Raw genomic sequence first — 19,599 nt, forward strand, 5'->3', positions numbered from 1 at the left:
GTTATTTGGTAGTACGAATTATTACATTAGGAAGCACTAACAGTCTAGTATTTGTAGGGATTGTGAGATAAAAATGTATTAAATTTAAATTTATGGAGAATGAAGATTTGAATGAATACTAAATTTAGTTTGAGATTATACTAAATATTAGTTATATTTTAATAATTGTACAATAAGAGGAGGGTTAAAGTTGATAGAAAAGGTAACTATTAACGGTTTGCCGAGTTATGGTGATAAACTCATAGAACTAAATTTTAATAAGGATATCAATATTATCACAGGTGTAAATGGACAAGGTAAAACTACTTTGTTGAAGTTAATTTGGTATATATATAGTGGTAATTTGAGAAGGGCTACAAATGAAATAGAATTCGATTTTATACATATGGTCACGGATACTCACGAAATTCAAGTAGTGAAATGTTCAAAAGAGAAAATGAATCTTTTACAAATGGAAAATGGACACAGCGGTTATGATATAAGAATTTATGATAAAAAGCAAAGTAAAGTTATAATTGATACAACTGATCTATTTGCTGAAGTATTAAGTATTTCATACTGTTCTGAAATAGTTTCCAAACTAAATGATGAATCTTTATATTTTCCTACCTTTAGACAGATTGAAGGATTTCCTTCTAAGAAGTCAAGTTATCGAGATGATTTGAATTTTGGTGATGATGAAGAACTATTACTGTTTAATACAATGAAAAAAATATCAAATCGTATGTCAATGGGAAATCATAAATATATAACATCTGTATCTACGAAAGATATAAATGAATTAATTACTAATAAATACGCTGAAATATCGGAAATAATAAACAATAATTACATATCACTTTCGGATTCTCTTGAAAAGATAATAGATTCTAAAGAAAATAGCACTAATGTTGAAAAAGGACAACTAAATGCAATTAAGGAATTGTTAGAAGAGAACAAAGAATATAGAAATCACTATTTCAGACCTATTCATGTAATAAATGATGTAGTTGCAGAGGTTTTCAAAAGAAAAGGCGTAAAAATAAATAATACGATAAGTTTCGGAGAACAAAAACAAATTATTGATTCTGACTATTTATCAGCAGGCGAAAAACAAATGCTAAGTTTTATAGCATACAATGCTTTATATTCAAACTCACCAATAATTATTGACGAACCAGAAATTAGTTTGCATGTAGATTGGCAAAGAAAAATTTTGAAGATTCTGACCAGCCAGAATACGGGAAATCAACTGATTATCGCTACACACTCACCTTTTATTTATTCAAAATATAGTGATAAAGAGATAATAAAAGATTTTGATACTGAAGTTAATAAAACTAGTATTGAGAAAAATGAAACTAAATTAACTAATATAGATCTTAAAGACTTCATTAAAACAATAAATACTAAACACAAGGATTTTGATGTCTATGAGTAAAATTGAGATGACCGTAGATGAAATGATCGCTTATTTAAATCATTCTAATATTCCAACATTATTAGTGGAAGGAAAAGACGACCATCAAATATATAGGTGGATTGAAGAAAAACTTGCTGAATTGGATTTAGATATTCTTCCATGTGGAGGAAGAAATGCTTTATTAGCATTGTATGATGAAAAACATAAGATTAAGAAAAAGGATATTTTGTTTTTTGCAGATCTTGATTTATGGCTATTTAGTGGAGTACCGATAAAATATAAGGATATCATTTTTACTAAAGGATATAGTATTGAAAATGATATTTATACTTCAACTAAAGAAACTTTAGAATCTTTGATTAGTCAAGATAAAATTGCGGACTACCATAAAGGTGTTAGCGAACTTTCAAAGTGGTATTCTTTTGAAGTAAATGAATATCTAAATTCTAGACCATATTTTCTTAATATCAGCCCCAAAGGTGTATTAGATAATCAAACATATGATTTGTCCGAGAATTATATCAGAAAAAAAAATTACACAATGAAAAATTTGGGGTTATATAAAGACATTGAAAGTAATTATAGTGTAAAAATAAGGGGTAAAAACTTATTTGATCTATGGGAATGGTTTGTAGAAGAAAAATCTTTAAAAAGAGAAACGATATTTGAAATAATATTTAAATTAATTGATCAAAATGGTTTTGTAATAGATTCTATTGAAAGAATGAAGGCAGTAAGTATTGAATAGATCAAAATTAAATTGAATTACAACAATTACAAGGGCTCTTTGGATAAACTGGAAGGTACTCGGATGTAATCCACACCGCAGATATTCGTGACGTAACTTCCAAACCACCTGCAACGATTGAGTGGGGTAGGGTATAGACTCTTAACGATAGATTATAAAAAATGCTCTTTTATCTGCGGTATTTCGCAAATAAAAGGGCGTTTTTTTTATTATGAAGAATATTGTGATTAAATTTATTGGGTACTTTTTTTACAAGTGATAAACTCTCAAAATTAATCCCATTTTAAAGTTCAATTCATGATTCTTTCAGGTCTAGCCTGTACAATTAGTACATACTAAGAGCTATATGGCTACTGAAAGGAGAATGAATGTATGCGTAAAACCGACTATATGAGCAAATGGAAGATGGGCATTGGAAGTGCGTTTCTGATGGTGATGCTGGCAGGATGCGGCTCAGGTATGCAAGACCTGGCTTCCGGTTCAGGGGACTTTCCATTTGTGAACTTAGAGGCAGCGGATGCTTCTTCCGATCAGAACAGAAACCAGGAGTTATCCTCTGACTTAACAACGAACACGAATCAGGAACAACATGAGGGACAGGATGCTCCACAGACAGAGATTTAACTAACATAGGACTGATCCGGTAAAAAATAGCTCCGGAACATGTCGCCAATTGCTCCATATACCTAATGAGTATACGCCTTCGGAATACGAGATATCGTTTTCCTGATTCATCATTCACCTGATTGCCAAAACGCATCAGAAACATAAGCTATCCTGATCAAAGAGCGTTTTTCGCCCTTTGATCAGGATAGCTTTTTTATATTAAACTGCTGAACTTTCAGTCTGACAGAATGAACATATTCCATTGCAATTTCGCCGAAAAAAACGCATACAATTGGGTTGTAAACCGCTGAACTGGTTCAATCTGTTAAATAATACGAACGATATTATAGGATATCGATATTAACATTCGTTTTTATCATTGACAAAAACATACTGCCCTCCTAAAATAGTGATGGGAAACAAACAAATAGCGCATACTAATTCGTATAATCTCGGGAATTGGCCCGGGAGTCTCTACGAGATCACCCTAATGATCTGGCTACGAAGAGGAGAAGGCTGAGCACAGGAATTCTACATGATTGCGGGACATCACGCACATTAGAATTTTTTTTGTTCTTAGCAGAGGCATCGCCCCACTCCTTGTCAGCTGAACCCTGGGTGAAGAATCTTCATCAGGGTCATTTGTCGTTTTTCAATATGGCTTCAACATCTCTAAGGGGGAGTTAGTTAATTATGGATCGTTTTTTTAAATTAAAAGAAAACGGAACAAATGTTAGAACGGAGATTGTTGCGGGTCTTACTACCTTTATGACAATGGCTTACATTCTTTTTGTGAATACGTTGTTCTTGGGTCAAGCCGGGGCGGGGATGTCGGATAATGCAGTATTCTTTGCAACAGCCGTCGGTGCCGGATTAATGACGATTATTATGGGATTGTTCGTGAATATTCCGATTGCGCTCGCACCAGGTATGGGATTGAATGCGTACTTCATGACTGTCGTTCTAAGTTCGAATGGAGCGATTACTTGGCAGGCTGCTCTCGGAGCGGTATTCCTTTCCGGTATCGTGTTCATTATTTTAACCGTGACAAAGATTCGGCAAATGCTGCTTGTTGCAGTTCCGCAGTCGATCAAAATGGCCATTACGGTGGGTATCGGTCTCTTTATTACTATTATCGGTTTCAAACTTGCTAATCTCGTGGCGGTAACTGTTAACGTTGCACCAGACGCAGATCTGAGTCAGCCGATTCCGGGTAGCAGTTTTAACCTGTCATTGGGCAACTTTGTAACACATCATGATGCATTGCTGGCTCTGATTGGTTTGCTCCTTATTGCTATACTGATGGTGATGCGCGTCAAAGGCGCTCTGCTGATCGGGATCGTAGTAACAACGCTGATTGGTATTCCAATGGGAGTTACGAATTTGAGTGGTCTTTCAGGCGCAAGCTGGTTGCCTAATTTCAGTGATCTGGCGGTTGGACAGCTGGATTTGAAAGGTGCCATCAGTCTCGGATTGTTCGAGATCATCTTTATCTTTACCTTCGTTGAATTGTTCGACACGTTCGGTACCATGGTAGGTACGGCAACACGTATGGGGATTATGAAGGATAAGAAAAAAGGCGAGAAAACGATCGGTAAAGCGATGCTCGTTGATGCAGTTGGTGTCAGCGCAGGTGCTGCACTGGGTACAAGTACCATTACGGCATACGTTGAAAGTGCTTCAGGCGTTGAGGCGGGTGGACGTACAGGACTGACTTCGGTAACGACAGGTTTGTTGTTCATCTTGGCTCTGTTTATTGCTCCTCTTGCGCTGGTCGTTCCATCCGCTGCGACAGCTCCGGCATTGATCATCGTGGGTGTGCTTATGATGAGTCAAGTACGTAGCATCGAGTGGGATGATTTCCTGCAAGCTTTCCCTGCTTTCCTTACGATTGTATTGATGCCTTTCACAGGCGGAATCGCGAACGGGATCTCCGCAGGTATCGTATCTTATGTCATTCTGGCGGTGTTCAGCAACTTGGTTACAGAACGTAAAGTGAAAATTCACTGGCTCATGTGGATCTTGGCAATCATTGTAGTCTGCCGGTACGTATTTATTGGCGGGGAGTAAACCTACAATAGTTGTGATGAAAAGAATACTGTATTAAGGATGTAGCCTTATATATGAAAGAAGCGGAAGCCACGGGATCTATACCCGGAGCTTTCGCTTTTTTTTGTTTTCTATTCTTGAGTAAAATGAATTACAAAATTGTTTTCCTTCTATATAGAAGGAATGAATATAATGTTCTATGATCTGTTGGTTATTTATCCAAAGCGATCATACAGTTAGTATGCTTCTATAATATGAAGATTCCATACTATTCTTTCTTTTACAATGAGGGATTATAGTGAAGTGAGCTTTTCGTGATCTGAATGTAATTAGCACAGTTATTGTAGCATGTACACAAAAGGAGTTTTCTCTATAATAGGATTGGTAATCATACGGGGAGTTTTTTGCATATGTATCATACGTCCGACAATAAGGAAATGCTTGTTAAAGGACTATGGGATAATATATTTAAAGAAACTAATCTTTCTCGAAAAAAGACTTGCATTCGATAACTGTACATGGTATATTCTATTTCCGGCCAAAAAAACACGAGATATACGGTGCGGCAAGCGAATGAAATAAGCTTCGAAAGAAACTTAAAAAAAAGAGCTTGCAAAGTTGGTTCGGAAATGATATTATATAAGAGTTGCTGAAGAGAACGACATTCGGTAACGAAACAAGTTTGATCTTTGAAAACTGAACAACGAGTGAGTAAACATTCTGCTTGCAGAATGAACGCGAAAGTTCGAAATAAGCCTTGGCTTGGATCGACTGGAGCACAAATGAGATTTTAATCTCGTCAGATTCAAAATGAGCTTATCGCTCTTTTCAATACTTTATTGGAGAGTTTGATCCTGGCTCAGGACGAACGCTGGCGGCATGCCTAATACATGCAAGTCGAGCGGAGTTGATAGGAAGCTTGCTTCCTTGATACTTAGCGGCGGACGGGTGAGTAACACGTAGGCAACCTGCCCTCAAGTTTGGGACAACTACCGGAAACGGTAGCTAATACCGAATAATTGTTTTCTTCGCCTGAAGAGAACTGGAAAGACGGAGCAATCTGTCACTTGGGGATGGGCCTGCGGCGCATTAGCTAGTTGGTGGGGTAACGGCTCACCAAGGCGACGATGCGTAGCCGACCTGAGAGGGTGATCGGCCACACTGGGACTGAGACACGGCCCAGACTCCTACGGGAGGCAGCAGTAGGGAATCTTCCGCAATGGGCGAAAGCCTGACGGAGCAATGCCGCGTGAGTGATGAAGGTTTTCGGATCGTAAAGCTCTGTTGCCAGGGAAGAACGCTTGGGAGAGTAACTGCTCTCAAGGTGACGGTACCTGAGAAGAAAGCCCCGGCTAACTACGTGCCAGCAGCCGCGGTAATACGTAGGGGGCAAGCGTTGTCCGGAATTATTGGGCGTAAAGCGCGCGCAGGCGGTCATTTAAGTCTGGTGTTTAATCCCGGGGCTCAACCCCGGATCGCACTGGAAACTGGGTGACTTGAGTGCAGAAGAGGAGAGTGGAATTCCACGTGTAGCGGTGAAATGCGTAGATATGTGGAGGAACACCAGTGGCGAAGGCGACTCTCTGGGCTGTAACTGACGCTGAGGCGCGAAAGCGTGGGGAGCAAACAGGATTAGATACCCTGGTAGTCCACGCCGTAAACGATGAGTGCTAGGTGTTAGGGGTTTCGATACCCTTGGTGCCGAAGTTAACACATTAAGCACTCCGCCTGGGGAGTACGGTCGCAAGACTGAAACTCAAAGGAATTGACGGGGACCCGCACAAGCAGTGGAGTATGTGGTTTAATTCGAAGCAACGCGAAGAACCTTACCAGGTCTTGACATCCCTCTGACCGGTACAGAGATGTACCTTTCCTTCGGGACAGAGGAGACAGGTGGTGCATGGTTGTCGTCAGCTCGTGTCGTGAGATGTTGGGTTAAGTCCCGCAACGAGCGCAACCCTTGATCTTAGTTGCCAGCATTTCGGATGGGCACTCTAAGGTGACTGCCGGTGACAAACCGGAGGAAGGTGGGGATGACGTCAAATCATCATGCCCCTTATGACCTGGGCTACACACGTACTACAATGGCCGGTACAACGGGCTGTGAAGCCGCGAGGTGGAACGAATCCTAAAAAGCCGGTCTCAGTTCGGATTGCAGGCTGCAACTCGCCTGCATGAAGTCGGAATTGCTAGTAATCGCGGATCAGCATGCCGCGGTGAATACGTTCCCGGGTCTTGTACACACCGCCCGTCACACCACGAGAGTTTATAACACCCGAAGTCGGTGGGGTAACCGCAAGGAGCCAGCCGCCGAAGGTGGGATAGATGATTGGGGTGAAGTCGTAACAAGGTAGCCGTATCGGAAGGTGCGGCTGGATCACCTCCTTTCTATGGAGAATCGTTTCCTGTAACGGAAACATTCAAATACAAGTCTTCAGGAAGCATGCTTCCGAAGCGAGCTTTACTTCGTAAAGCTTTTAACTCACTCGTTGCTCAGTTTTGAGAGCTCAAACTCTCAAACAGCTTGCTTTTGCATGGAGCTTGTTCTTTGAAAACTAGATATCGAAACGAAAGTAAATGCGAATTAGAACATTCCTTTTTAGCTGAACTTGTGTATAACAAGTTTCAATAAAAACGGTAGATTGCACGTACGATGGTTTTGGGTGGGAACGACTTTTGGCTTTGCGCAAGCAAAACAAGGGAAGCGAGCAGCCAATACCGGAGCACGAGGTTAAGCTACTAAGAGCACACGGAGGATGCCTAGGCGCTAGGAGCCGATGAAGGACGTGGCGAACAACGAAACTGCCTCGGGGAGCTGTAAGCAAGCTTTGATCCGGGGGTGTCCGAATGGGGAAACCCAGCTGGGGTAATTTCCAGTTACTCATAACTGAATACATAGGTTATGTAGAGGCATACCAGGGGAACTGAAACATCTAAGTACCCTGAGGAAGAGAAAACAATAGTGATTCCGTCAGTAGCGGCGAGCGAACGCGGAGAAGCCCAAACCAGAGAGCTTGCTCTTTGGGGTTGTGGGACGTCTCACATGGAGTTACAAAGGAACCGGTTAAGCGAAGAGGTCTGGAAAGGCCCGCCAAAGAAGGTAAAAGCCCTGTAGTTGAAAGTCTGTTCCCTCCGAGACGGATCCCGAGTAGTGCGGGGCACGTGAAACCCCGTATGAATCCGGCAGGACCATCTGCCAAGGCTAAATACTTCCTAGCGACCGATAGTGAAGCAGTACCGTGAGGGAAAGGTGAAAAGCACCCCGGAAGGGGAGTGAAATAGAACCTGAAACCGTGTGCTTACAAAAAGTCAGAGCCCGTTTTAGGGGTGATGGCGTGCCTTTTGTAGAATGAACCGGCGAGTTACGTTCCCGTGCAAGGTTAAGGTGAAGAGCCGGAGCCGCAGCGAAAGCGAGTCTGAATAGGGCGATGTAGTACGTGGACGTAGACCCGAAACCGGGTGATCTACCCCTGTCCAGGGTGAAGGTGCGGTAACACGCACTGGAGGCCCGAACCCACGCACGTTGAAAAGTGCGGGGATGAGGTGGGGGTAGCGGAGAAATTCCAATCGAACTCGGAGATAGCTGGTTCTCCCCGAAATAGCTTTAGGGCTAGCCTCGGAAAACAGAGTCGTGGAGGTAGAGCACTGATTGGGTGCGGGGCCCGCAAGGGTTACCAAGCTCAGTCAAACTCCGAATGCCATAGACTTACTTCCGGGAGTCAGACAGTGAGTGCTAAGATCCATTGTCAAAAGGGAAACAGCCCAGACCATCAGCTAAGGTCCCCAAGTGTGTGTTAAGTGGGAAAGGATGTGGAGTTGCACAGACAACCAGGATGTTGGCTTAGAAGCAGCCACCATTGAAAGAGTGCGTAATAGCTCACTGGTCGAGTGACTCTGCGCCGAAAATGTAACGGGGCTAAACACACCACCGAAGCTATGGCTTGATGCTTTGCATCAGGGGTAGGGGAGCGTTGTATAAGGGTTGAAGGTGTACCGTAAGGAGCGCTGGACATTATACAAGTGAGAATGCCGGTATGAGTAACGAAAAGATCAGTGAGAATCTGATCCGCCGAAAGCCTAAGGGTTCCTGAGGAAGGCTCGTCCGCTCAGGGTAAGTCGGGACCTAAGGCGAGGCCGAAAGGCGTAGTCGAAGGACAACAGGTCGAAATTCCTGTACCACCGTAAGCCGTTATGAGCAATGGGGGGACGCAGTAGGGTAGTGACGCGGACTGATGGATGTCCGTCTAAGCAGTGAGGCTGATGTGTAGGCAAATCCGCACATCATTAAGGCTGAGCTGTGATGGGGAGCGAAAATTATAGTAGCGAAGGTCATGATCTCACACTGCCAAGAAAAGCCTCTAGCCAGGTGAAGGTGCCCGTACCGCAAACCGACACAGGTAGGCGAGAAGAGTATTCTAAGGCGCGCGGAAGAACTCTCGTTAAGGAACTCGGCAAAATGACCCCGTAACTTCGGGAGAAGGGGTGCCCCGGTAGTGTGAATAGCACGAGGGGGCCGCAGTGAAAAGGCCCAAGCGACTGTTTAGCAAAAACACAGGTCTGTGCGAAGCCGTAAGGCGAAGTATACGGGCTGACGCCTGCCCGGTGCTGGAAGGTTAAGGGGAGTGGTTAGGAGCAATCCGAAGCTGTGAACCGAAGCCCCAGTAAACGGCGGCCGTAACTATAACGGTCCTAAGGTAGCGAAATTCCTTGTCAGGTAAATTCTGACCCGCACGAATGGCGTAACGACTTGGGCGCTGTCTCAACGAGAGATCCGGTGAAATTTTAATACCTGTGAAGATGCAGGTTACCCGCGACAAGACGGAAAGACCCCATGGAGCTTTACTGCAGCTTGATATTGAATTTGGGTACGATCTGTACAGGATAGGTGGGAGCCTTTGAAGCAGGAGCGCAAGCTTCTGTGGAGGCAACGTTGGGATACCACCCTGATCGTATCTAGGTTCTAACCTGGTACCGTAATCCGGTGCGGGGACAGTGTCAGGTGGGCAGTTTGACTGGGGCGGTCGCCTCCTAAAGAGTAACGGAGGCGCCCAAAGGTTCCCTCAGAATGGTTGGAAATCATTCGAAGAGTGCAAAGGCATAAGGGAGCTTGACTGCGAGACCTACAAGTCGAGCAGGGACGAAAGTCGGGCTTAGTGATCCGGTGGTACCGCATGGAAGGGCCATCGCTCAACGGATAAAAGCTACCCTGGGGATAACAGGCTTATCTCCCCCAAGAGTCCACATCGACGGGGAGGTTTGGCACCTCGATGTCGGCTCATCGCATCCTGGGGCTGAAGTAGGTCCCAAGGGTTGGGCTGTTCGCCCATTAAAGCGGTACGCGAGCTGGGTTCAGAACGTCGTGAGACAGTTCGGTCCCTATCTGTCGTGGGCGTAGGAAATTTGAGAGGAGCTGTCCTTAGTACGAGAGGACCGGGATGGACGTACCGCTGGTGTACCAGTTGTTCCGCCAGGAGCACCGCTGGGTAGCTATGTACGGACGGGATAAACGCTGAAAGCATCTAAGCGTGAAGCCCCCCTCAAGATGAGATTTCCCAGTATGTAAGACCCCTTGAAGACGACGAGGTAGATAGGCTGGGGGTGGAAGTGCAGCAATGCATGGAGCTGACCAGTACTAATCAGTCGAGGGCTTATCCAATAGCAAGTGATAATTCGCATCTTTCGTTTCGAATCTAGTTTTCAGAGAACGATCTCTGAATGTAAGCTGAGCTATGCGTTTGGTGGCGATGGCGGAGGGGTTCCACACGTACCCATCCCGAACACGACCGTTAAGCCCTCTAGCGCCGATGGTACTTGGACCGCAGGGTCCTGGGAGAGTAGGACGCCGCCAAGCAATCGAAGGACACACTTGATCTTATCGAGTGTGTCTTTTTTATTTGTGTTTTGATCGTTCAACTATAATACTTGTGTGAGTTATAAATAACCTTTTTCTTTTTTGTATAATTGAGTATGGATTGTTAATTATTCCATTAATAATACCGATATAAGCTAAAGGTAGCTATTATCTACCTAAACATGATAACAAGGGGACTGAGGAATGAGAAAGTTAGTGATATATTGTTTCACATTCGTGCTAATAATTACTATGCTTGGCTTACCTGGTGTACAAGAGAAGGCTGAAGCGGCAACAGCGATACCAATTTTAGTAAATGGTGAAAAAGTAAAATTTGAGGTTGACCCTATACAAACGGCGGGTACAACGTTAGTACAGTTTACTCCGATTTTTCAAAAGCTAGATTTGCTTTATCAGTGGAATAATGCTACTAAAACCGTCACAGCAATGAAAGAAGGCTTAACAATTGAGCTTACCTTAGGGAAAAAGCAAGCGATCGTCAATGGTAGTTTGATTACCTTGCAGGTTGCGCCACGACTTGTGAAAGGGAAAATGTTTGTGCCGTTGCGTCTAGTAAGTGAAGCGACTGGTGCAAATATTACTATTAAAAAGAATACAATATACATAGCAACATCCAATTCTAATGCTACACCTGATCAAACTTTAGAAACAAAAACACCTTCTATAAATACTAGCTCTGCTAGGAAAGCAATTGCGGATGCTATTTTAAATGATTTAGCTAAAAATAAGAGTCAACTAGTTTACGATGGAATTGTATATGAGAATGAATACCTCGTGGAGATTTCATATGATAATAATCTAGAGATCACGATGCTGTATGATATTGAAACTATCGATCATATTTATGATGCAGAGTTTAATGACCAACAAGCTTCGATCTATATGACGGTACCTATTTCGGATTATTTGCATGAGAAGTATGAGTTTACCAATATTCATATTCACCAGGCTTTTAGAGGCGTTTATGATAGCGATCCTTCAGGTGATGGCAATGATAATATGCATGAACCCAGTTATGTGAAATACATAGGTGGAAAGTATGTTGTAACTTATGTAATAACCTCCTGTTTGTTTGATTATAAATCCAATAAAGTTACCTTAATATTTGATACCTTTAGTGCTTATCCCTCAACCATTAGTGTAATCACCATTCCATAAAATAAAAAAGGTTCAAAATTTCTTAGCAGGTTCACTTTTGAGGAGTAAAGTGTGTAATGGGAAAGCTTGTCGACAAAAAAATGGCTAAAAGAATCCTTACTTAGTAAGGATTCTTTTTTTTAATAAAATAGAAGAAATGATTTAATTTAGAGATTTTTCACGTTCACTACCAGATACCGAGTGTCTTCTCATCAGAACTCGATGTCACAGCTCTCGTGATTAAGGGTAATTGATAATAAATATTTTTAAATTAGTACCAAGTACTAAGACTTAGTGCTATAATAGTGAAAAACCAAATGAGGTGAATGCCGATATGAATCATCAATCAAAGGCAACGATCACGGCAATGGGTGCTTATGTACCGGATCGGATATTAACGAATGCTGATCTGGAGAAATTGGTCGAGACAAGTGACGAATGGATTGTTCAACGTACAGGCATGAGAGAACGGCGAATTGCAGCTGAGGATCAATTTGTATCTGACCTAGCTACGAAGGCTGTAGAAGATATGATAGCTCGTTATGAAGTAAGTGTAGAAGATGTGGATATGATTCTTGTGGCTACCAGCACACCTGAATATGCGTTTCCAAGTACCGCATCCAGAGTACAGGCTAATCTTAAGATCCCACACACGGGTGTACTTGATCTAAATGCGGCATGCGCTGGTTTTTCCTACGGGCTACAGCTTGCTGACAGTCTGGTGACCAGTGGAATGTACCGCAAAGTGCTAGTTATTGGAGCAGAGACGTTATCCAAAATTACGGATTATACAGACCGCACGACTTGTGTACTGTTTGGGGACGGAGCTGGAGCCTTCTTGGTGGAGAGATCTGTGCATGAGGAAGGTAACTTTATGGCAGCGATATCCGGTACGCATGGAGAAGGTGGTATCCATCTTTATAAGAGTGGTCTGTCTTCAGAGATGGATGGAGTGCCTTTACAGGGCGGAGGTTGTTTGGTTCAGAATGGACGAGAGGTATATAAGTGGGCTGTACGGACGATCCCAGAGCAATTGGGTAAGCTGATAACAAAAGCTGAATTAAGCCCTGAGCAGATTGACTGGTTTGTCCCGCATAGTGCCAACATGAGAATGATTGAGGCTGTTTGCGAACGTGGCCCGGTCCCTTTGGAACGTACTTTAACCAGCGTCGAGTATCGTGGAAACACATCTGCTGCCTCCATTCCGCTTGCTTTACAGCTTGCAGTGGATGAAGGGAAATTGAAAGAAGGACAGACTGTAGCTCTCTTTGGTTTTGGCGGTGGTCTGACTTACGCAGGTCTGGTGCTGAAGTGGGGCGTGCCGGACAAAGTTCAGTAATGGATGACATACGACTGTATGCAACACCGAAATAATAGAGGAAATAAAAGAGGAAATAAAAGAGGCCACCCAGACTTCATGCATCATGAAGAGGGTGGTCTCTTAGTAGGTTAAATCTTTTAAATAAAATGATATGAGTGAAGTTATGTTACATGTTACATGTTACATGTTACTTTGTGCTAACCGGGATTACTTAATCCCATAAATATTTTACGGCGTAAGCTTAGGCGCTTGGCGGTGATGTGTACCTTGTTCGTAGCTGTAAGCCAGCTTGATCAAGGTTCCTTCATCAAAAGCACGACCCAGGAACTCCATACCTACAGGCAAACCATCGGTTGTGAAACCAGCAGGAACCGTGATCGCCGGGAAGCCGGAGAATGGACTCAAACGGTTGTTACCACCGGAGTTTTGTCCTTCGCCAATAACACCAGCGGCTTGTGTGGACGTAGGATAGATGATGGCATCCAGGTTATTGTCCGCCATAACTTTCAGCAGGGACTCACGTGTAACTTGGGTACGTTTCAGGACGATGTCCTTATATTCGGTAGTCTCCAGGGTTTGGCGTGCATCCCGAGTCTTCATGGATTGTTCTTGGGACTTATCAAACTCTCCGGAAGCGATGATCTCGGACAGACTGTGATATGGAGCATCTGCACCCAATGATTCCAGATAGTCATTCAGCTGGAACTTGAATTCATATCCACTAAGGCTTGGGTATTTGTTGATCTCGGCCAAGTTCGGGATAGAAATTGGAACTGCGGTAGCGCCAAGTGACTTCAATTCTTCCACAGCTGTGTTAATTACGTCAGCAACGGCTTTTTCTTCAGCTTTGGTACTTGGGATGAGTTCTGTTGCCACACCGATGCGTGCACCTTTCAACCCGTTTACATCCAAGAAATCAGTGTAGCTGGAAGGGATTTTCCCAACCGCGTAAGCTGTAGCGACATCTTTTTTGTCATAGCCGGCTGTAGCATCCAGCATGATTGCGGCATCACTTACGGTACGAGCCATTGGTCCACCGACATCCTGTGTCAAAGCCAATGGAATAATGCCTTCACGGCTGGATAGTCCGATGGTTGGGCGGATACCCACAAGGCTGTTGAAGCTGGAAGGGATTCGGATTGAACCGCCAGTGTCTGTACCCATGCCGGCTGCGGCAAAGTTAGATGCAATGGCAGCGCCTGTTCCACCGCTTGAGCCACCTGGATAGTGGTCCAGGGCGTAAGGATTAAGTGTTTGTCCACCCAATGAGCTGGATGTCGTGATGCCAAATGCGAATTCATGCAGGTTTGTTTTGCCCAAAATAATGGCGCCAGCTGCTTTGAGTTTCTTCACTTGTTCAGCATCGTGAGCAGGAATGGAATCTTTCAGACAGATACAGCCTGCAGTTGTCGGCATGTCATTGGTATCGAAATTGTCTTTTACCAGAATCGGAACGCCATGCAGAGGTCCGCGGGCACCTTGAGCTGCACGTTCTTCATCCAATTGCTCCGCGATTTGGAGCGCATCCGGGTTTAGGGTTAATACCGCGTTGATGCTTACACCTTGATCATCGTATTTTTCAATGCGGTCCAGATATTTCTGAACCAACTCTTTTGATGTCAGTTTTCCTTGCGTCATTGCGGCCTGGAGATCCATGATGGTTGCTTCCTCCAGAACAAACGGTTTTATGTAGTTATAAATGCGGTCTTTCAGTATGGAGAGGTCATTCTCGGTAAGTACAGCGTTTGGAAGGAAGAGGGAGTCAGTATAACCCTTCATTAGTCCTGCGGTATTCAATGCACCAACAGCACCTGCGAAAGTGGCTTCATCCGGGACATCCTTGAATGATTCGGTAGCCGAATCCAGCTTGAGCCATTGTTGTAAAGCAACCGCAGCATCTTTACGTTGCACGGTTGTGCCGGAGAGCTTGTCCATGGTAAAAGGAACACCTGCAAGTGTAGCCGCTTCTTCCATGGCCTGAATAAATGCTGCCGGAGTAGCAGGCGCTTTTCCTTTGGATACAGCTGCTACTGTTGTTTTACTTGTAGGCGTTGCTGTTGCTGCTGATGCCGAAGGCACTGTTCCTCCCCATGTTGTGGCAACGACAGCTCCCGCCAGTAACAAAGCCCCACTTTTTTTCAATACAGATCCATGATAAGTCATGCATCCACGCTCCCTTCCTGTGTCTCATTGATGTGTGTTAACAGCGATTCTATTTCTATGCTTTTGACACATTGTATAGTCATGTCAGGTAATCTTACAAGGTTTGTATTTATCCAAAAAAACGTATACATCAATACTTTACAGTGTTAATACTTATTCATGCTTCTGTTTACATGTACTCAGAAAAACTATTACATACTTTAATGTGAAGAAATATAACATGTAATTGATATGTTGATTAAACATGAGGTTACAGGATGCGAGTGGAGTAGGAAGTAGAGATGACAGAGCATACCTTCAGTGTGAAATGATATAATGAAAAGATAGGAATAAAAGAGACATAACGTTCTACCAGAGAGGAAGAGATATGAAGTGAAGACATTGGTACTCGCAGAAAAACCATCTGTAGCACGCGAAATAGCCAGAGTTATGGGTGCGCGTGATAAACATAAAAGTTATATGGAAGGCCCGAAATATATCGTTACCTGGGCGCTGGGGCATCTGGTTGGATTAGCTGAACCGGAGGATTACGACAAGAAGTATGCAACATGGAATCTGGAGGACCTGCCGATTCTGCCAGAGCGTACGAAACTGAAGGTACTTAAAGAGACCAACCATCAATATAAAGCCGTACAGCAGCTGATGAAACGTCAGGATGTGGGTGAGCTGGTCATTGCGACGGATGCAGCACGCGAGGGAGAATTGCTGGCCCGTTGGATCATGCAGATGGCGGGTTGGAAAAAACCTTTTAAACGCCTGTGGATTTCATCCCAGACAGATAAGGCGATCAAAGACGGATTTGCTTCGCTGAAACCAGGCAGTCAGTTCGATCGTCTCTATGAATCAGCACGTTGCCGGGCCGAAGCCGACTGGATGATTGGACTTAACGTGACCCGTGCGCTAACCGTTCGTTTCAATGCACAGTTGTCTGCTGGACGGGTCCAAACTCCGACATTGGGCATGATTATGGATAGAGAAAATGAAATTAACGGTTTCCGCTCGCAGGAGTATGAGACGTTAACGGCAGATTTGGGTGGTTTTCAGGCTGTGTGGCGGGCAGCTGGGGGAGATTCACGAATTTTCGACCCTCAAGAAACACAAGAATTGAAGAAACGGGTAGATGGGCGCAAGGGCACGATTGCTCAGGTGAAGAAAAGCGAGAAAGTAGAGCCCCATCCACTGGCATATGACCTAACGGAACTGCAACGCGATGCCAACCGGAAATATGGTTTCTCGGCAAAGCAAACATCAAATGTCCTGCAACGACTCTATGAACAGCACAAACTCGTGACGTACCCACGTACGGACAGCCGATATCTGACTGCCGACATGACAGCTACATTGAAAGAACGTCTGGACAGTGTAGCCATTGGACCTTATGCGTCTCTGGCACGTCCTTTGCTGCGCAAAAATCTGAATATCACCAGACGTATTGTGGATGACAGCAAAGTGACCGATCACCATGCCATTATCCCCACGGAACAAACGGTACTTCTGAATCAATTGAACCCGGAGGAACGCAAATTGTATGATCTGATCGTACGTCGTTTTATCAGCCTGTTCTATCCGGCAGCGAAGTACGATTCGGTTGCAATCACGGTTCAAGTGGGGATTGATTCCTTCTATGTCAAAGGTACAACGGTGAAAGAAAGCGGTTGGCGTGAAGTTTACGGCGGCGATTACAGCGATGATGACGATGACCGTGCTGATGATGCAACAGACCATGAGCGTGCGCTTTTGCCCGATGTGCAGCAAGGACAGTCCGTGACGGTTCAGCGTTGCCATATTAAAAGTGGACGGACAATGCCGCCCAAACGGTATACCGAAGCCGCTTTGCTTTCCCAGATGGAAAAGCATGGACTCGGCACTCCGGCTACCCGGGCGGATATTATTGAGAAGCTGGTCAGTTCCGACACGATAGATCGTCAAGGCAACAGCATGCATCCAACCGGCAAAGGAAAACAGTTGATTGAACTGGCTGCTCCGCAGCTGCGTACACCGGATCTGACTGCCCGCTGGGAAGCTGAACTGGAGCGCATCGCTCGTGGGCAAGGACAGCCAGGACCATTTCTGGACAGCATCCGTTCTATGGCGAAAGAGCTCGTGTCAACGGTGAAAGGCAGCAAAGCGGAGTATAAGCCACATAATGTGTCGAATAGCCATTGCCCGGACTGTAACGCACGGTTGTTGGAGAAGAAAGGCAAGCGCGGCAAGTTTCTTGTATGTCCTACCGAGGACTGTGGATATCGTCGTTCGGCAGAGAAAAGATTGTCCAACCGTCGTTGTGCACAGTGCCACAAAAAGATGGAAATCAAAGAAGGCAAGGCGGGGTTATACGTACAATGTCTACCATGTGGTATTACAGAAACGTTGGATAAGGACAAACAGCATGTGAACAAACGCGATCAGCAAAAATTGGTGAAACAATATGCGAAGCAAGAGTCGATTGGCTCCAATCTGGGCGATCTGCTGAAAGCGGCTATGGAGAAAAAAGGGAAGTAGTTGAGATCGTGCCTCGTGCGGTACGAGCCATGCGAATGATGTACTCATTTACTCCAAAGGGACTGATTATGACTTTTCACTGCTCGTTCATGCCAAGTCGTATAAGATCCTCCTTTTTCAGGCAACGTAAGCCAAGGAGGTGATACCTATATGCCGCATAACAAACCAGAGAAAATCCATAACCAGCAAAACAAAGACAGTATTCGGGAAGAGAGTATCGCTGTGCGCCCGGACAAAGCAGCCAAAAGAGCACCAAGCCTGAACGGTATTCCAAAACAGGAGTCCTAGGTCAGAGCGATGTAACATTTTACACAAAATTGCGGTTCCCTACCTGGTGCGTTGAACATGTCTTTAATGAGGACTATAATGGAGACAGGGAGATGTCCCGGGACAGGGGGATCGCTAGAATTATATGCAAACCGGACTTATATTGTGGTTTTTATTTATTAATGTAGTTGGTTATCTGGTGATGTCGGATGATAAGAGGCGTGCACAACAGCGTCGTGACCGTACACCCGAACGGACGTTATTCTTGCTTGCGTTTATTGGCGGTGCTTTGGGAGTCTGGATCGCGATGTATCGGAAAAGGCATAAGACCAAACATCCCAGCTTCACCATTGGCATTCCGTTGTTGTTGTTCTTGAATGCGGTAATCTATGGTTATTTTATTCAATGAACACTTGAAACGCATGCGTAATCGTTCATCGTCACAGTAAGGTTTTATATGTAAATTTATTCGTATAAATGGTTCATTGTGGCTCCGGTACGTTTAAGAAGTTATATGCTTATGTTAGTTTATTGGATGTCAGACCGAAGCTTGCTTCGCGTGCTCTACATATAAAGGAAGGGACGGGATTCACATGTTATTTTCCAAAATATTAGTGGCTTATGATGGTTCCAAAGCTTCAAATAAAGCACTTGATCGTGCGATTGAGCTAGCCAAAGTGTCCCCAAATGCAGTACTGGATGTCATTCATGCTTTTGATTTCCCGCGCGTATTCATCGGTGAGGGGTTGGCGCCACTGCCACCTTCACTTAATAATGACTACTACAATCTGGCGGTGCAAACGACAGATGAAGCAAAAGAACGAATTCAGGCTGCTGGTGTAACGGCCAATGTGGATCTGATTCAAGGAGCGGCTGCGGAAGTATTACTTGATTTTGCCAAAGAAAATGATTCGGATATCATTATTATTGGTAGCCGCGGACTGGGTGGTATTCGGGAATTTGTCCTGGGTAGTGTCAGTCACAATGTGGTGCAGCATGCTCAGGTTCCAGTACTGATCGTAAAATAATGGATGAAGTGTGTACGCACTGAAAAGCAGGAAGCCGGTTGCCTTCGAGAGATTGAAGAGGAGCCGGCTTTCTTTTATGGGATGAAATGGATAGCTAACCGAATTTAATGAAGCAATTCCCGAACATTATATTTGTCAATATGTTAAATGTTCGTCTTTAAGTTGACATTAGCTGTAGGGGATTGTTAGAATGTTAGATGTGTCGATCAGGTAAGAATAAGGTCGAGTAGGAACGAAATGTGTAATAAGAGATTACAAAAATGAACGAAAATAGTTTGATAGATATTTGCTCGTATAACGCCGGGAATAGGGCCCGGAAGTATCTACCCGGGAACCGTAAATTTCCGGACTACGAGGAGATACGGCTGAGAGTCGCATGCAACCAGATGCGGACAGCAAGCCCCCTTTTGGCATGCCCAAATGAGGGATACGTATTTCTTGGAGTCCGGTGTCCGAAGAAAATGTGATGTTTTCGCGGGTAGCGGATTTTTTCATTTCACACGT

11 protein-coding genes, 3 rRNA genes and 2 riboswitches are annotated in these 19,599 nt (G+C 44.2%); of the genes, 13 read left to right on the plus strand and 1 reads right to left on the minus strand.

What is annotated here, in order from left to right:
* Window positions 1-190 precede the first annotated feature (190 nt).
* The 9 genes from NKT06_RS03595 (at window position 191) to NKT06_RS03635 (ending at window position 13,153) form a co-directional block, all read left to right on the plus strand.
* Complete coding sequence (locus tag NKT06_RS03595; protein ID WP_253430001.1) at window positions 191-1,420, plus strand: AAA family ATPase; 1,230 nt, start codon at window positions 191-193, stop codon at window positions 1,418-1,420.
* Entirely contained in the window at window positions 1,413-2,150 is a 738-nt protein-coding gene (locus NKT06_RS03600; protein ID WP_253430005.1) for a DUF4435 domain-containing protein, read from the plus strand. The genes NKT06_RS03595 and NKT06_RS03600 overlap by 8 nt, the downstream gene beginning before the upstream one ends.
* Before the next feature lie 372 nt (window positions 2,151-2,522).
* On the plus strand, window positions 2,523-2,774 hold the full coding sequence (locus tag NKT06_RS03605; RefSeq protein ID WP_253430007.1) for a hypothetical protein: 252 nt from the start codon (window positions 2,523-2,525) through the stop codon (window positions 2,772-2,774).
* A 404-nt stretch (window positions 2,775-3,178) separates the two neighbouring features.
* A riboswitch (purine riboswitch) is annotated at window positions 3,179-3,278 on the plus strand.
* Between the two features lie 171 nt (window positions 3,279-3,449).
* Window positions 3,450-4,826: an NCS2 family permease gene (locus NKT06_RS03610; protein ID WP_253430011.1), complete on the plus strand. Its 1,377-nt coding sequence runs from the start codon at window positions 3,450-3,452 to the stop codon at window positions 4,824-4,826.
* 815 nt (window positions 4,827-5,641) lie between these two features.
* A 16S ribosomal RNA gene (locus NKT06_RS03615) occupies window positions 5,642-7,193 on the plus strand.
* Window positions 7,194-7,534: 341 nt separating this feature from the next.
* Window positions 7,535-10,461: ribosomal RNA gene (locus NKT06_RS03620) — 23S ribosomal RNA — on the plus strand.
* Window positions 10,462-10,539: 78 nt separating this feature from the next.
* Window positions 10,540-10,656: ribosomal RNA gene (rrf, locus tag NKT06_RS03625) — 5S ribosomal RNA — on the plus strand.
* Together the 16S, 23S and 5S rRNA genes form the textbook arrangement of a ribosomal RNA operon.
* Before the next feature lie 204 nt (window positions 10,657-10,860).
* On the plus strand, window positions 10,861-11,835 hold the full coding sequence (locus NKT06_RS03630) for a copper amine oxidase N-terminal domain-containing protein (RefSeq protein ID WP_253430014.1): 975 nt from the start codon (window positions 10,861-10,863) through the stop codon (window positions 11,833-11,835).
* A 313-nt stretch (window positions 11,836-12,148) separates the two neighbouring features.
* Window positions 12,149-13,153, plus strand: coding sequence for a ketoacyl-ACP synthase III (locus tag NKT06_RS03635; protein ID WP_253430017.1), 1,005 nt, complete (start codon window positions 12,149-12,151; stop codon window positions 13,151-13,153).
* Between the two features lie 210 nt (window positions 13,154-13,363).
* Here NKT06_RS03635 and NKT06_RS03640 read toward each other — a convergent pair whose 3' ends face one another.
* On the minus strand, window positions 13,364-15,298 hold the full coding sequence (locus tag NKT06_RS03640; RefSeq protein ID WP_253430020.1) for an amidase family protein: 1,935 nt from the start codon (window positions 15,296-15,298) through the stop codon (window positions 13,364-13,366).
* Window positions 15,299-15,670: 372 nt separating this feature from the next.
* Between NKT06_RS03640 and NKT06_RS03645 the strand changes: the two genes are divergently transcribed.
* The 4 genes from NKT06_RS03645 (at window position 15,671) to NKT06_RS03660 (ending at window position 19,095) form a co-directional block, all read left to right on the plus strand.
* A complete protein-coding gene (locus tag NKT06_RS03645; protein ID WP_253430023.1) occupies window positions 15,671-17,800 on the plus strand; it encodes a DNA topoisomerase III in 2,130 nt (709 codons plus the stop codon).
* A gap of 150 nt (window positions 17,801-17,950) precedes the next feature.
* On the plus strand, window positions 17,951-18,088 hold the full coding sequence (locus NKT06_RS03650) for a hypothetical protein (protein ID WP_017690703.1): 138 nt from the start codon (window positions 17,951-17,953) through the stop codon (window positions 18,086-18,088).
* A 124-nt stretch (window positions 18,089-18,212) separates the two neighbouring features.
* The gene (locus NKT06_RS03655) at window positions 18,213-18,476 is read left to right on the plus strand and encodes a DUF1294 domain-containing protein (protein WP_017690702.1); all 264 of its coding nucleotides are present in this window, start codon (window positions 18,213-18,215) and stop codon (window positions 18,474-18,476) included.
* Window positions 18,477-18,660: 184 nt separating this feature from the next.
* Window positions 18,661-19,095 (plus strand): universal stress protein, encoded by a 435-nt coding sequence (locus tag NKT06_RS03660; protein ID WP_047840488.1) that lies wholly within the window; start codon window positions 18,661-18,663, stop codon window positions 19,093-19,095.
* Between the two features lie 270 nt (window positions 19,096-19,365).
* Window positions 19,366-19,467, plus strand: a riboswitch (purine riboswitch).
* Window positions 19,468-19,599: the final 132 nt, after the last annotated feature.

It is taken from the genome of Paenibacillus sp. 1781tsa1, assembly GCF_024159265.1.
GTDB lineage: Bacteria > Bacillota > Bacilli > Paenibacillales > Paenibacillaceae > Paenibacillus.

What these genes read in the sequence shown, in the direction of transcription:
- NKT06_RS03600 (WP_253430005.1), top strand. Translation starts at nt 1,413, where the DNA reads ATGAGTAAAATTGAGATGACCGTAGATGAAATGATCGCTTATTTAAAT.
- NKT06_RS03605 (WP_253430007.1), top strand. Translation starts at nt 2,523, where the DNA reads ATGCGTAAAACCGACTATATGAGCAAATGGAAGATGGGCATTGGAAGT.
- NKT06_RS03610 (WP_253430011.1), top strand. Translation starts at nt 3,450, where the DNA reads ATGGATCGTTTTTTTAAATTAAAAGAAAACGGAACAAATGTTAGAACG.
- NKT06_RS03630 (WP_253430014.1), top strand. Translation starts at nt 10,861, where the DNA reads ATGAGAAAGTTAGTGATATATTGTTTCACATTCGTGCTAATAATTACT.
- NKT06_RS03635 (WP_253430017.1), top strand. Translation starts at nt 12,149, where the DNA reads ATGAATCATCAATCAAAGGCAACGATCACGGCAATGGGTGCTTATGTA.
- NKT06_RS03640 (WP_253430020.1), bottom strand. Translation starts at nt 15,298, where the DNA reads ATGACTTATCATGGATCTGTATTGAAAAAAAGTGGGGCTTTGTTACTG.
- NKT06_RS03650 (WP_017690703.1), top strand. Translation starts at nt 17,951, where the DNA reads ATGCCGCATAACAAACCAGAGAAAATCCATAACCAGCAAAACAAAGAC.
- NKT06_RS03655 (WP_017690702.1), top strand. Translation starts at nt 18,213, where the DNA reads ATGCAAACCGGACTTATATTGTGGTTTTTATTTATTAATGTAGTTGGT.
- NKT06_RS03660 (WP_047840488.1), top strand. Translation starts at nt 18,661, where the DNA reads ATGTTATTTTCCAAAATATTAGTGGCTTATGATGGTTCCAAAGCTTCA.